At 41.8% G+C, this 15,479-nt stretch carries 8 protein-coding genes and 1 CRISPR repeat array; of the genes, 2 read left to right on the top strand and 6 right to left on the bottom strand.

What is annotated here, in order from left to right:
- Positions 1-48: 48 nt before the first annotated feature.
- The gene (locus tag NYR52_RS08110; RefSeq protein ID WP_259436672.1) at positions 49-1,539 is read right to left on the bottom strand and encodes a cobyric acid synthase; all 1,491 of its coding nucleotides are present in this window, start codon (positions 1,537-1,539) and stop codon (positions 49-51) included.
- A 215-nt stretch (positions 1,540-1,754) separates the two neighbouring features.
- Between NYR52_RS08110 and NYR52_RS08105 the strand changes: the two genes are divergently transcribed.
- The gene (locus NYR52_RS08105) at positions 1,755-3,233 is read left to right on the top strand and encodes a M1 family metallopeptidase (RefSeq protein WP_259436671.1); all 1,479 of its coding nucleotides are present in this window, start codon (positions 1,755-1,757) and stop codon (positions 3,231-3,233) included.
- Positions 3,234-3,361: 128 nt separating this feature from the next.
- A CRISPR array of direct repeats spans positions 3,362-4,855; the repeat unit is 37 nt; unit sequence GTTTCAATTCTCTAACTGAGATGTATTTCATTGATAC.
- A 398-nt stretch (positions 4,856-5,253) separates the two neighbouring features.
- Here the strand turns inward: NYR52_RS08105 and NYR52_RS08100 are convergent.
- The 5 genes from NYR52_RS08100 to NYR52_RS08080 form a co-directional block, all read right to left on the bottom strand.
- Positions 5,254-5,907, bottom strand: coding sequence for a DUF4272 domain-containing protein (locus NYR52_RS08100; protein WP_259436670.1), 654 nt, complete (start codon positions 5,905-5,907; stop codon positions 5,254-5,256).
- 38 nt (positions 5,908-5,945) lie between these two features.
- Positions 5,946-6,458, bottom strand: a complete 513-nt coding sequence (locus NYR52_RS08095; RefSeq protein WP_259436669.1) for a DUF6843 domain-containing protein — start codon at positions 6,456-6,458, stop codon at positions 5,946-5,948.
- 405 nt (positions 6,459-6,863) lie between these two features.
- Positions 6,864-7,157, bottom strand: a complete 294-nt coding sequence (locus tag NYR52_RS08090) for a YnaG family membrane protein (RefSeq protein ID WP_259436668.1) — start codon at positions 7,155-7,157, stop codon at positions 6,864-6,866.
- A 35-nt stretch (positions 7,158-7,192) separates the two neighbouring features.
- Positions 7,193-12,469 carry a DNRLRE domain-containing protein gene (locus NYR52_RS08085; protein WP_259436667.1) on the bottom strand — a complete coding sequence of 1,759 codons (5,277 nt, stop codon included), beginning with the start codon at positions 12,467-12,469 and terminating at the stop codon, positions 7,193-7,195.
- Complete coding sequence (locus tag NYR52_RS08080; protein WP_259436666.1) at positions 12,459-12,749, bottom strand: hypothetical protein; 291 nt, start codon at positions 12,747-12,749, stop codon at positions 12,459-12,461. Before NYR52_RS08080 ends, NYR52_RS08085 begins: the two co-directional genes overlap by 11 nt.
- A 678-nt stretch (positions 12,750-13,427) precedes the next feature.
- Here NYR52_RS08080 and htpG point away from each other — a divergent pair.
- Entirely contained in the window at positions 13,428-15,302 is a 1,875-nt protein-coding gene (htpG, locus tag NYR52_RS08075; RefSeq protein WP_259436665.1) for a molecular chaperone HtpG, read from the top strand.
- Positions 15,303-15,479 lie beyond the last annotated feature (177 nt).

Raw genomic sequence — 15,479 nt, 5'->3', positions numbered from 1 at the left:
GTATGCGTCAAATCAAAGGCTTGACCAATTTTTCATTCAAGACTTTTATCATCTGTCTGTGTGTATGCCCATGATCCTTTCGATTCGCTCCACATCCACATGCTGGCGCAACCACTCTGCCAAATCGGCATACACTTGTTGGCGGTCGACGGCGGGATCTGAGGCGAGCGTCAACCCCTTCTCGTCTCCAATAAACTGCAACCACTTTTGCACAAAGCGTCCATTGTCAAACAACCCGTGCAAATACGTCCCCATGACCCGTCCATCGGCAGATATCGCTCCGTCTTCTCTTCCATCGACCCAACGCAACAACGGCATGACACCCTTTCCCCTGGTGGTGCGCCCCAGATGTATCTCATAACCGGACACTTCCACTTGATCAGCCCACTCCGCTAGCAGGCACCCTGTTTGTTGCCTTGTTTCTTTGACCGGCACAAAATCGGTCTCCACCGCTAGCAAACCTAACCCTGACTCCACCCCGCCAGCACCCTCGATCTGCCCTTCATCCCGCAGCACACGACCCAACATCTGATATCCACCGCAAATGCCAACGACAAACGACCCGCGTTCATAAGCTTGTAGGATCGCTTCCATCCAGCCATTCGCTTTCAGCCACTGCAAATCATGTATGGTGTTTTTGGTGCCTGGAAGGATGATCACATCCGGCGCACCCAACTGATCCACAGACTGCACGTAACGAACAGCGCATGCCGACTGGCGGGACAACGGCACAAAATCAGTGAAGTTGGAAATATAGGGCAGGCGCACAATTGCCACATCCAGCTTGTCCCCTACCGCTTGTTGATCGCCGCGCATGTTTTGCAAAGCGAGAGAATCTTCTGGATCTACTTCCATCCGGATGGTCGGCAGAACCCCCAGAACTGGAACACCAGTCCTCTCTTCCAGCCAAGCCAGGCCGGATTCCAACAATTCTTTGCTTCCTCGAAACTTATTGACGATCCATCCTTTAACCCGTTTTCGCTCCTCTTCCGTCAATAGTTCATAGGTTCCTACACAAGACGCAAACATCCCACCCCGCTCGATATCCGCCACCAACAAGACGGGAGCATCCACCAGCTCGGCAACTCGCATATTGGCAATATCACGATCTTTCAAATTAATTTCAGCTGGGCTACCCGCCCCTTCAATCACCAATACCTCCACTTGTTCCGCCAAACGCGCAAGCGATGCCCGCACCGGTTCCAACATCTCCTCCAACGTCCGAGCACGGTACGTCATTGCTGGCATATCCGCCCATCGCTTCCCATGCACGATCACTTCCGACACCATCTCCCCTTTCGGTTTGAGGAGAATGGGATTTATGTCGTATGTCGCTTCAATCCCTGCCGCCTCCGCTTGGGCTCCTTGTGCCCGGCCAATTTCATGACCTGAACGCGTCACATAAGAGTTTAAAGACATGTTTTGCGATTTAAAAGGCGCCACCCGATAACCCCGTTCATAAAAATGCCGGCATAGCGCCGTACAAATCACGCTTTTTCCCACATCAGATGCAGTGCCTTGGATCATGATCGTCTTCAATATATCCTCCCCTTTGGATATCAAGTGGAATCATCAGCATGACCTTCGTACATCTCGCTTATCTTAGCCCAGAAGACCATCATGTGCAAGCACTGGCTAGCCTTGTGTATGGACTCGAGAAACGGTGTTGTCATGCTAAGCAATTCAATAATAAAGGATTTTATTTATAAATGTAGAAATATTTGATTATTTCAATTTACAAGGAGGAAAGCATCATGTGGACCACTTGGAAAAGCATCTTCGCCAGCACTCTCGCATTGGGAACCATGCTCGCACCGGGTGTCAGCTTCGCACAATCGCCTGTCGACGCACCCGCTGGAGCCTATCTTCCTCCGCAACCCAAGTATGCAATCACAGCTGGAAAAGTGCCTGAGCCATTCAACAAACAAACGAGAAACCAGCATGTCACACGCGGCCCGATTCATCCTGATTATAAAATACATGTCACCTATGATAGCCAAAACCATATCATTAACGGAAAACTATCTGTCACCTTCACCAACAACACCGGGGTTCGCTTGAACGAGGTATACTTCAACCTCTGGGGCAACGCCGCCAATTTCCGTACAAACGGGGGTGGCATGGATGTAAAAAACGTGAAAGTGAATGGGAAAACAGCCAACCATCACCTTCAAGAAACCGCCTTGCACATTGACGCCACCTTGCCCAAAAACCGCAAGTCCACTGTTTCCATGGATTTCACCGTCCATGTGCCAAAGGGGCAAGACCGGTTCGGTTGGGATGGTGACACCGTTTCCTTGGGCAATTGGTTCCCCATTTTGGCCGTCTATGATGATGAAGGCTGGAACGTCGACCCTTATTTTCCATACGGTGAAAGCTTTTACTCCCTGACCGGCAACTTCGACGTCACCGTCACCACCGACAAAAAGCAAGTCATCGCCGCAACCGGAACCGAAATCGGGAAGCCCAAGCTCAAAGGAAACCTCGCCACCCATCGTTATATCGCCAAACAGGTGCGTGACTTCGCCATGGAGATGAACCCCAACTACAAAATCATCTCCACCACCGTCAACAAAGTGAAAGTGAATGTCTACTACGCGGAAGAGCACGCCAAGTTCTCCCAAGACCTCCTGCAAAGCGGCGTGGACAGCATTAAGCTCTTCAGTGAAAAATTCGGCGCTTATCCTTGGCCAGAACTGGATGTAGTCAGCATGAAAGGCTGGTTTGGTGGCATGGAATATCCGCAGCTGGTCATGATCTCCCTCCGTGACAACGCCACCCCGGCCTGGGTACGTAGCGTCAATGCCCACGAAATCGGACACCAATGGTTCTACGGCATCATTGGCAACAACGAATATGACGAGGCTTGGTTAGATGAATCCTTCGCCACTTTCGCCGCCGCTCTATATGACAACGAACTCGACCAACTCACCGCCGAACCGATTCCCGGATTCCATCTCTCCCATCCGATCTCCTATTTCACCGCCTACGGCCAAGAAGGCATCAACGCCTACTACGACACGGTCTACGATTACGGCGCCCGCACCTTGAACGACTTGCGCAAGCTGTTGGGAGACAAGCAATTTTATGCCTCGATGCAAGCCTACTACAAACAAAAGAAATTCGACATCACCACCACCAAAGACTTCATCCGCATCATGGAACAAACCAGCGGGCGAGATTTGGACAAGTTCTTTGCAGAGCATTATGTGTTTGTATCTGATCAGGAATAAAAAAATAAAACCGGCTGGAGAAAGACTTCTCCGGCCGGTTTTTGTTTATAGATTCCCTGGCGGTTTGCATTCTGTGTTTTATTGATATAGTTCAAAATCATGAAAAATGGCAACTGGTATGGAACCCCGTTTTAATTCTCTAACTGAGATGTATTTCATTGATACTAAGGTTGAAAGAGGTGTTGTTGATCTGACGCTTCAGCAGTTTCAATTCTCTAACTGAGATGTATTTCATTGATACACACAGCCCGGTCAGGCTGGTTCTTGTGTTTGTTGTTTCAATTCTCTAACTGAGATGTATTTCATTGATACATATGTCATTTGAAGAACGGATGCAACACCATATCGGTTTCAATTCTCTAACTGAGATGTATTTCATTGATACGTCCACCATGAACGTTTCAATTCTCTAACTGAGATGTATTTCATTGATACACTATGATACCTTGATTGATGGCTTGGCTCTTCTCCCGTTTCAATTCTCTAACTGAGATGTATTTCATTGATACGGCCACTTCTTTTCGGCTCTCCTTACCGGTAAATCCGGTTTCAATTCTCTAACTGAGATGTATTTCATTGATACGGGTGAGCGGGATGACGAGGAAGGAGCTAGCTAAAACCAGTTTCAATTCTCTAACTGAGATGTATTTCATTGATACGAAAGGGGTGAGATGTATATGCGTGAACTCATTGGGTTTCAATTCTCTAACTGAGATGTATTTCATTGATACCCTGCGCCCCCGGCTACTAATAGGGGGGCGCAAGTTTCAATTCTCTAACTGAGATGTATTTCATTGATACTTCGAAAAGGAGGTGGAGATGATGGAAGAAACCCTCGCCGTTTCAATTCTCTAACTGAGATGTATTTCATTGATACCCAGTCGCTGTTTGCAAACGAACCGATGTCGCTAACGAGTTTCAATTCTCTAACTGAGATGTATTTCATTGATACCGAGGACAGGATGTATTCCTTTGGGTTCTGGAATCAGGTTTCAATTCTCTAACTGAGATGTATTTCATTGATACGTCTATGGGGGATGGAGACGATCGCGGTCTGGTGGCTGACCGGTTTCAATTCTCTAACTGAGATGTATTTCATTGATACATCAGCGTATCCGTTTGTTGGAAGAGCGGCAGAATGTTTCAATTCTCTAACTGAGATGTATTTCATTGATACCTCCAAGTAAAAGGCTTTGTTTTGTAACATCATAAAGTTTCAATTCTCTAACTGAGATGTATTTCATTGATACCCGCGAGGGAGTCTTTTAAAAACAACATCCATAAGGTTTCAATTCTCTAACTGAGATGTATTTCATTGATACTCCCCGGTCCCGATCAACTACATCTCACCATATCCGTTTCAATTCTCTAACTGAGATGTATTTCATTGATACGAAATAAGGATTTTCTGGAACCAAGTAACCAGAGGCAGTTTCAATTCTCTAACTGAGATGTATTTCATTGATACCATCTGTTAGGATTTATGGAACTGCAAGTAAGTCAGGTTTTGTCGTTTCAATTCTCTAACTGAGATGTATTTCATTGATACAGTCCCAGCCAAATCAGAGAAGTAGCGAGCCGTTTCGTTTCAATTCTCTAACTGAGATGTATTTCATTGATACGGCGTTCGCGAAAACCTGTAAAAAACCAATGTCTAGCTGTCCCTTTTCCGAACACCCCTCCAAAAATTAAGTTTTTATCACCAGAAAACCGTTTTATCATACATGCATCAAATGGCAAACCCCTTGATTCATAAGGGATTGGGCATTTCCGACGACCCCCTGGCTTTTTTCCGAAGCAATGGGTGTTCGCATTATTAAGCCAACAACCTACACCCTCTACTCATTATATCTAAATGATTCAGAAAATAAAACCATCAAACCCATCACACTATGACGCATGCCCAAAGGTTAAGGTCAGACTATTTCACGTTGGGGATGCTTTGAATTGAATTTTCTCCTAAGGACACCTCTATAATTTTGAGGTGTCCTTTTCATTTTCTGGGTACAATGTTTCTATCTCAGTCATCCCATTTACTTATCAAACCACATACCCAGTTTAATGCATGAATGCGTTCATACGTAATCAGCATATCATACTCAAGCGTTTCATCATGATTGAAAGCTTCCACCTGTTGATTATAAATTTCAAAATGCTTGTCAAGCATATGTACGATCTCTTCAATCGGACGGCATTCCGCTTTAGCGATAAATGGTTCAAGTGGCTCACCCAGCCCTGGCAACACCTCACGAATGAAACCGCCATCGCACCGTTCAATTGGTAAATCAAGCTCTTCAACTAAATTCAAGCTCCATAATAATGCAAGCAAGCCTTCAATTCGCCAAGTAAGTAGGTTCGATTGCATCGCTCGCTGATTCCAACTTTTCTCTGCCGGGCTGAGATCAGAGATCGGTACAGAAAAGACATTTTGCTCTTGCGGGCTCAGCGAATCCCATAATCCTTCTTCCCTTGCCCACTCTACCACTTTCTCCGGCTCATGATAAAATATTACCCCTAATAGTAAATGAAGAGCCAAAGCACGCTTCGCTATATCTTCTGCTGAACGTAAATGGACTTCATTTGTTTCGGGGTACACCGGGAAGTTATACACCATAAGAACACGTCCGGTATCCGAATCCAATGAGATTTGTTTACTTGTCTCGGAATGAGTCATGTACATACACTTTCCTTTCTATTTGGACTTTATCAAATCTACTTACATGCATTTTGTTTCGATGAATTGAGCGGAGGAATATCATCAGGATACTGTTCATGCTGATTCCTATACAAGGATTCTTCGTACTGTTGAGCCGTGCCAACAAAGAACTGTTGCATAGTCGGATATTCTCCTTTTTCATCCTCACGTCCGACAGAATGAAACCCTTGTACATAGATCACACCTTTTTTCGGAACCCAATCAATGGTTTCATATTCCATATGTGCCTTTGTCCGTTTTCCTTTTTCGTCTACAAAGTAAAATTCAACCCCTCCTGCCCCATCCAAAGATGTACACGTCCGCAATTGACCATCATGGGAAATCGGTACCAACCACTTTCCATCCTCTTTAACAAGCGCTTTTTTTCCTGGAATATCCCCGACAGCATAAACCCATCCTGTAAAGCCTTTAGGAATGAGAAACACAAGATCAAAATGATTTTCTTTTGTACACCCTACAGACAAAATAGTTAGGATCGAGCTCATGATGAATACAAATACATATTTCATGTTGATTCACTCCTGTGACAGACTTGCACCATGGATTAAAAAAAGCCAACCACCTCTATGTAGTTGGCCAAAAAAGCTCCGGGGTACTATATGATTATTCGTTGCAATATCGTTATTTAAGGCACAGTTTCAGAGCGCTATTTGGTTTTATTATCACATTTCCGTGTATAGTTCAAAATCTTATCAACTGATTTGGCTCTTCGCTTCTTCACATCATGATAAGTAAACCGCATAACCTTCCACTCTTTTTTCACGTGAAATATTACCGAAATTAGCTAAGTTAGGAGATTTTCTAAATGAGGAACAGCAGCCAACTGTGAAGCCACTTTCTGATAATACCTATCTGTCACTAAAATAAAAGAAGCGGTAATCACTCTATAGAGAGCTCTCCCGCTTCTCACTATTTTAAGGACCGGATACAATCGTTACTATCCAAACAACAGGAAAAATACTAAATAACATAATCACATTTCCAATAATCGACCATTTAGCAAAGCGATTATTTTCCATTCGTTGTCCTATGATACCTAGAATAATCCCCACTGGATTAAGAACAAAGATACAAGTCCAGAGAGGAATTCCCTCATCAAACCCGATGTTTAAACTAGGTATAGCCAAATATAAGGTCCAACACATAATCCCAAGGAGAATCATAATGGTCGATAATATAGTCCAAGCTCCTAAACGAGGATTATTCATCAATTTTTATCCCCACCCATATCATAGTTCGATATTCAATCACGAGCTACACAAAGCGAAACCGCAAAATATGTCATAATTAAACGTGCTTTCCTTCTCTCTCTTGGTTTCATATAAGGCAAGCTCTTTTTAATCCCTCGAATTAGTTGTCCATCACATCTACAATCAAAATAACCATTATATTTATAGCACATATCGTGTTGCATGCAACGATAATCCAAATTGTCAACAGGTTTTGGTTTATTCCAGTTTTTACCCCCGTGCCCAGGGCCGCACCATCTGCCCCAAACAGGTATTCTGATATTTCCATCTGGATCAAAGTACTTTTCCGGATTGTTGTTAGCATAAGAATATCCGTTCTTAGTCAATGGATCGGCACAATCTCCTTGATGCGGATCCTTAGTTAGAAAGTTTCCATGCTCAGGCTGATAGTAACGGGCTTGCAGATAATATAAGCCAGTTTCGGCATCATACCTATATCCCGAGTACCGATAAGGGTTGTCCAATGTACCTGTTTCTCTTAATACATTTCCGAAGGCGTCATACTCATAAGTTGCCACAACGGTTCCATTAGCGTCAGTTACCGCCACTACATCGCCATGTCCATTTAACTGATAATAATAGTACTGGTTATTACGCATCATGCTCAAGGGTTGATTGCTCGCATTGTAAGTATATCTAGCAATGATATTGTTACTTCCATCGGTTTCATAAATTACGTTTTTATTCTCATCATAATGGAACTTAATTGTTCCAGCAGACGTCGTCATGGTGTTACGCATACCATCAGCACGGTAGGTAAACGAAGCAATTGTATTTCCACCACTATCCTTTACCGTTGTCAATCGATTCTCCGCATCATACACATAGATACGACGCCCGTCATTTACTAAGTTACCATTTTTGTCATAAGTGTAATCCACTCCATTTATGGTGGAAATCTGATTAGCATCATTATACATATAATCAGTTGTGGTAATAGAGCTCCCTTTAATCACTTTCTTATTGAGACGATTTCCAACAGAATCATAAGTATATTCGTAAATTGTTCCATCAGGCCTTGTTTCCTTGATAAGCTGATCTAGTTCATCATATTCATATAAAGTATTACCCGCCTTAGAAAAAACGGATGTGATGTTCTTTTTTGTATCGTAGGCATATTGGAATTGATCAATTAATTCCCCATTTTTATTAATAATGCTTCTCTTCAACAAATCTTCTGCACCATTATACTCGTTAAGCGTCGTGGTACCATCTCCCGTTTTCCGGCTAGCAATCTGGTCTGTTTCATGATAAGTGAACTGTCCCATGTTGACACCATTTTCTACAACCTTACTTAGCTGATCCAAAGCATTGTAGGTAAATCCATGCGTACTAATCGCGGTGCCTACGGTATACTTTCGCTCAGTCACATTTCCATTTTCGTCATAGGTGTATTCCATTTTATTCCCAGTGTCAACAACAGATTTCAACTTATTGTTCGCATCATAAGTAAATGTTGTTGCTTCCCCCTTCGCTTTATCCGTTTCTTTGATGATGTTTCCATTCGGATCATACTCAAATGCATATCTTTCCACTCCGTTATGCGTCACGAAAGATTGACGATAAACAGAGTCGTACGTATACCCCACGGTGTTCCCATTTGGATACAAGGTCTTTGTTTTATTTCCTATCAAGTCATACTCATAACTTGTTGTTTGTTTAAGTGCATCGGTTACCTTTTTCACTAAGTTGAGCTCATTGTACTCATAACTTGTTGCTTTGTTTTTGGCATTAATCATTTTCGTCCTATTACCATTGGCGTCATATAAGTATTGAGTTACCCCTCCTTTTGCATCAATTACTTGGGTCAATCGGTCCAATCCATCATTGGCATAAGAGGTAATATGCGTACCCACGTTAACTTTTGTAATATTTCCAACAGCATCATAAGTGTTTTCCACCGTTCTTCCCACAGGATCCGTTGTCTTAGTTTCATAGTTACCATTGGCATCATACTCATGTGTGGTAGTTATCGAACCGACAAAAACTTTAGCCGTATCAAACCAAGCCGTCCCCGACTGTTCGCTGTATTCATAGAAAACTTTAACATTGTCGAACGGCTTCGATACCTTAATTTCAGCAGTGCGATGTTGCCAATCGTGTGATTTGGTCTTATCAAAGTTAAACGCAAACGTTTCTTGACGGGTGGAGCCCAAATAAGTTTCAATGACATAACCATAGATGCCACCTTGTGGATTCGGGTTTTCAACTTTAGAGAATCCTGATACAGTGAACATTGCGCCAACACTTCCAGCCAACTTCACATCTTGGCGTAAGGTTTTCCATTTGCCAGCTTCTCCTTTGATACGCATTGAATATTTTCCGGTATGGGCTTCAGTGTTATCCAAACCATCCACAGTTGTAGAAAGCGTCATATCTCCGGCAGCAAACCAACGATCTGGGATCAAGTCACCAGCAGGATCTGTATCTCTTTCCAAATCCCCATTTTCCAAAATGTTATATGCACCATAGAACTCTTCTTCAATCTGCAACCCATCAAACCAATATTCCCCAGTGCCAGATGTGGTATAGCCACGAATCTGGAGTTCATTGGTTCCGGCAGGCATTGCTCCTGGATTGATCACCACATGAACCCGAGTGGAACCTTGACCGGCTGCAATCCAAGTGCCCTGTATAGCTTTATAAGTCCCTTTAGAGGAATTGAAGCCAAACCCATAAATAGTTGCCTTTCCTGTCGCATTGGTCGATGTTTTTATATAGCCACTAAGTATATATGTTTTATTCGGATCATACGTGATTTTACTGCTTGCAATCGCAGTGGTTGAGGTCGGATTGGTCACTTTGATACTTTTCTTACCGAGTGTGATTCCCTCTGCAACTAATCCACTTGTTTCCCAAGTGATGGTGGATGTAGAAGTCGGCACTTTACTCCAATCATCTGGCCACTGGTCAGCATTACGATCTATTTCAAAGCTTCCGTTAATGGCAAGGTTATTGCCAGGGCTCATTTGATTACTCTCAGATATTACATTTCCAAAAGGATTGTATTTTTGAGCCGACGATTTCACTCTAGCGTCTGTAGTTGATGTATTGTTATTATTTACGTCATATTCATGAGTAGTTATATTGCCCTTCGAATCAACTTCGTTAACCAAGTTATTGTTTTCATCATGTTTTGTTGTAGTCGTTTCGTTGAGAGGGTTAGTGACTGTTGTTAAGTTTCCATTCTTATCATAAGTGTAAGAGTAAGTAGCGTTGCTATTGATCGCGTTGGCATTTGCATCTTTTTTGCTAATAAGTTGGTTTTCAGCATTGTACGTAAACGTTCGTTTATAATTTAAACCAGTTGGATCTTGCGTGATTTGAATTATATTTCCATAATCATTATGTTGAAAAAGTGTTTTTACTCCTTTAGCATCTGTAACTGTGGTCAATTTGTTTGCAGGATCGTAACCAAACTTGGTATTAGTTGTTTGTACCTGTCCATCCACTGTAAGTGGTTGAGAAATCTCCGTTACTTGGTCATTGACATAAGTGATGGTTTTCTTATTCCCATTTCCATCGGTGACATCCACCAAGTTGTGGCCAGTATCATATCCATACGACTTCGAGGTCAAAGTGATTCCGGCTTCATCTTTTTTCACCACAGAAGTCAAGTTATTGTTAGCGTCATAACCATATTCAATCATTCGGTTCGCAGGATCTGTTACCTTCACGACAAGATTGTTTGAATTATAAGTAAACCTAACTACGCGGTTCGAGGCATCAGTAATTGTACTTGGATAACCGTTTTTATAAGAAATTACGGTAACGTTGTTATTTGCATCTTTTATCTGTATGAGACGACCACTTTGATCAAAAAGATATTGAACTTGGTCCGAGTTTTCTAGCACATATGAACTATCGGCATTCTTCTTTAAAGTTAATTGTAAAACTTCTGTTGTTTTGTATAACCCTTCAGTGGAATCATAGGTAAAACTATGAATTGTACCATCCCCATCAATGTATTGGATTGGTCCATCCCCGCTATCAATTACGTGTTGTTCAATAGTAGAGCTCCAGCCAAAACCAAAAATCCCACTACTATTAGAACGACTGTTATAGTAGCGATCTACTTTTGTTGAGATTCCCCGCCCTTTGATTTCAAGATCAGTTTCAGGGAGAAAGAAGTTTCCGTTAAAAGTATTCACATTGGTGACAGACGAAGTCCAAAACTCTTCTTGGCCCAACGGACTAACAGTATAAGTGATAACCAGTTTCGGCTTCATTGTGGGATCAGTTGCATAATCACTGGAGCGGAAGGACTTCCGATCATTTGTCTCTACTGTATGACGCAGAGAAACACCATAGTTCTTGCTAGTACCATTGTACCATTTTTTTACTTGAGAAGTGAGATCCCAACCATATTCCCCTGCCGCTCCTACCGTTGTTGAAGCAAGTTTGGTCCCAATTGAAGGCTGCTTATTCCAAGTGACCTCATTTGATTTCCAAGAAGAAGTCACAGGATAAAGATCCACTTGTTGGTTTTCAACCGTTGCATATTGATTCAAGTATAATTTAGCAGAGGTAATCTGGGCTCCGCTTAGTAAAGGTTGTAAATCAAACTTAATGAATGAACGAGTTTTCCCATAATCCACATGAGTACCACTAATCAAAAAAGTTTCTCCATCGTAGTATGACGTTGGATTTTTCTCACTAACAAATGTATCCATCGTGGTATACGTACCTTGCACGATTAAAGTCGGATCCAAGACCACAGGGTATTTACGAGCATCATCCTTCAACCAACTCTCATCCGCTTGAATATCTAAATAAGTTTTGTTCCCTTCAGTACGCAATTTCAACTTAACATCATAGGAAATGCGATCAGCTGCATCGATCATATAAGGACGCGGTATAGAGAATAGCACTTTTCCCTTTGTGTCCAGAAACTCTAGGGATCCATCATTTTGTTCCTTCAACTTTGCGTTTTTAACATTAACAGCCATGGAAAAAGTAGATTTACCATTGTACTTATGTAAAATCCATTCTTCTTTTAAACCTGTCTGGCCAACATAATAGACCAGATCGGTATCGGGATATACAGACTGGTATGTGACACGGTTTTTAGATAATTTCGCGGCTACATTTACACCATCGACCAATCGAAATTCGACTTTCGACTCACCATATTGGAAACGAACCAATTTATTTGCTTTAGTTCTTTTAGCAAAACTGGCAACAAACGAATTCTCTTCATTTTTCAGCGGAAGTTCTTCGTCTTTTTCATTTCGTGCTGATAAAGATTTAATCGTATTATCAATCTCCAACCAATGTCCATTTTTTTTTGTAATGTATCGGCTCTATAAATTGCTCAGTAGTAAAGGTCTTTCCATCTGGTTCTAAAAAAGTTTTTGAATTCATAGTACGGAGTTCCGAAATTTCAAACCGCTTCTTAGTAAAAGCCTGTAAAGTCTTATTTGGTTTGGATGTAAAGGTTTCTTTTTCCTTACTAAACGCATTTGCATATTCAAAAAAGAACGTAAAATTTAGGATCGAGATAATTACTAGGATTGAGACTAACCTACCAAATCGAAACCATCTTTTCATAAACTTCCTCCTAAATGTGCATAAAATGTGAAACATAAATCCTATTATATCTAGATATAAAAAAATAACAATACATTATTCTTGGTTTTATTTAGTATTATGGATGAATTGCGAAATAATCTGTCCTTTGTAGATTGACCGGATGTCATAATACATCCACCGTTCCAAGATGCTATCCGTCATAAACATGTTTTTATCCAGCACCGGAAAATGCCCCCACGCAATCTGTTCAAAGATAAACTGTATCGCCAGAAACGGAGAAAGGATCCAGCGTACAATTTGTTTTACAGATCGTTTGGTCACAATGTATTTTCGTCTGACTCTGCGATAAGTTTTCTTAACTGATATCCACCATGAGTTTACACGATTAAAAACACTTAGCTGTTTATACATTATAAAAACCCCTCCTCTTTTCATAATACTATGAAAATAAGGAGGGATTACATTTGATCACGAATTCATTCTGCTTGTTAGACATCCCTACAACAGGTTCATCCATGTAAAGGCATATCCAACTGTTACTTACAGTTTGTGCCATTTGTCGTTGCCTCATTCTGTGCAATATTGACATCAAAAAAATTGAATGTTATAAAAATAGATGCTTAGCACTCGTCACCCTCAAGTGCTAACAAATCTTTCTCACCTGCTAATTTTCTAGATTCAAAGGAGAGAATGGGCATGGAAAAGAAGCAGTTTCAAGCTGAATCAAAAAGACTGCTGGAAATGATGATCAGTTCGATTTATTCGCAGAAAGAAATCTTCTTAAGGGAATTAATTTCCAATGCCAGTGATGCCATCGATAAGATTTATTACAAAGCGTTAACCGACCCTAAGTTGGTCTTCAATAAAGAGGATTATTATATCAAAGTGATTGCCGATAAAGAAAACCGTACACTGACCATTCGCGACACTGGGATTGGCATGACCGAGGACGAACTGGAGAACAACCTTGGCGTCATCGCGAAGAGCGGTTCTTTAGCATTTAAGAAAGAATACGCATCCCAAGATGGACATGAATTAATCGGCCAGTTTGGCGTTGGATTTTATTCTGCTTTTATGGTGGCAGACAAGGTGACCGTGATTAGCCGGGCTCTTGGCAGCGATCATGCCTTTAAGTGGGAATCTACGGGGACAGATGGATACACAATTACGCCCTGTGAAAAAGCTGAGGTCGGCACGGATATTATTCTCAAGATAAAGGAAAACACCGAAGAAGAGAACTATGATGCATTCTTAGAGACGTACCGATTACAAGAAATCATCAAAAAGTACTCGGATTTTATCCGTTACCCCATCAAAATGGACGTGACTGTCAAAAAGCTCAAGGAAGGCAGCGAAAACGAATTAGTCGATGTTCAGGAAGAACAGACCATCAACAGTATGGTACCGATTTGGCGTAAGAATAAAAACGAGCTGACTCCTGAGGATTATGAGCAGTTTTATAAGGAGAAGCATTACGGTTTTGATAAACCCATCAAGTATGTACATCTCAACGTCGAGGGTACAGTGACATATCAGGCAATCCTGTTTATCCCTGAAACCATCCCCTTTAACTATTATACAAAGGAATACGAAAAAGGACTGGAACTGTATTCCAACGGTGTATTAATCATGAATAAATGTGCTGACCTGCTTCCTGACCACTTCAGCTTTGTCAAAGGGATGGTCGATTCCGACAGCTTATCGCTGAATATCTCTCGGGAGATGCTACAGCATGACCGGCAGTTAAAGCTGATCGCTAAAAATATTGCGCGTAAAATCAAGAGTCAATTGCAAAGCATGCTAAAGGATGAAAGAGAAAAGTATGAGCAGTTTTATAAGTCCTTTGGCAGACAATTGAAATACGGCGTTTACAGCGATTTTGGCGCCAACAAAGAAACGCTGCAGGATTTGTTGCTGTTCTACTCCTCCAAAGAAAAGAAACTCGTCACGCTGGATGAATATGTATCAAGAATGCCAGAAGATCAGAAATACATTTATTACGCCACCGGTGAATCCATCGAACGAATTGAAAAGCTTCCGCAAACTGAGCTCGTCGCTGACAAAGGCTATGAAATCCTATACTTTACCGATGATATCGACGAGTTTGCTATTAAAATGATGATGAGTTACAAGGACAAGCCATTCAAGAATGTATCAAGTGGCGATCTGGGAATCGAAGCCGAAGAACAAGAGAGCGATCAAGAAAAGCAGGAAAACCAGGAGCTATTTGAATACATGAAAAACCAATTATCGGGTAAAGTGACGAATGTAAAAGCTTCCAAACGACTTAAAAACCACCCCGTATGTCTGTCTTCGGAAGGCGAAGTCACCATCGAGATGGAGAAAATATTAAACGCCCAGCCTAACAACCCGAATGTAAAAGCAAATAAGGTCCTGGAGATTAACATCCACCACGAGGTTTTCCAAACGCTAAAGGATGCGTTTGAAAAGGATAAGGATAAGCTAAACCTGTATACAAACCTGCTTTACAATCAAGCGCTCCTAATCGAAGGGTTGCCGATTGATGACCCTGTCCAATTTACGAACGACATATGCAAAATCATGGTTTAATAAACTAACTTCGTAGCACATAAAGCTCCCCTTCTGATAACGGGGAGCTTCATTTTGCTATCACAGATTTCTGCCCATTCTTACTTTCCGCATTGCTTAAATCTCCATCCGTAAAGCCATCCACCCTACACGCATGGTTTCCAGTCCGTTCTGTCTTTCTTCCAACAGTCAGCCGGA

The organism is Laceyella sacchari (genome assembly GCF_024927925.1).
GTDB lineage: Bacteria > Bacillota > Bacilli > Thermoactinomycetales > Thermoactinomycetaceae > Laceyella > Laceyella sacchari.
This window is presented reverse-complemented; position numbering and strand designations above follow the sequence as displayed.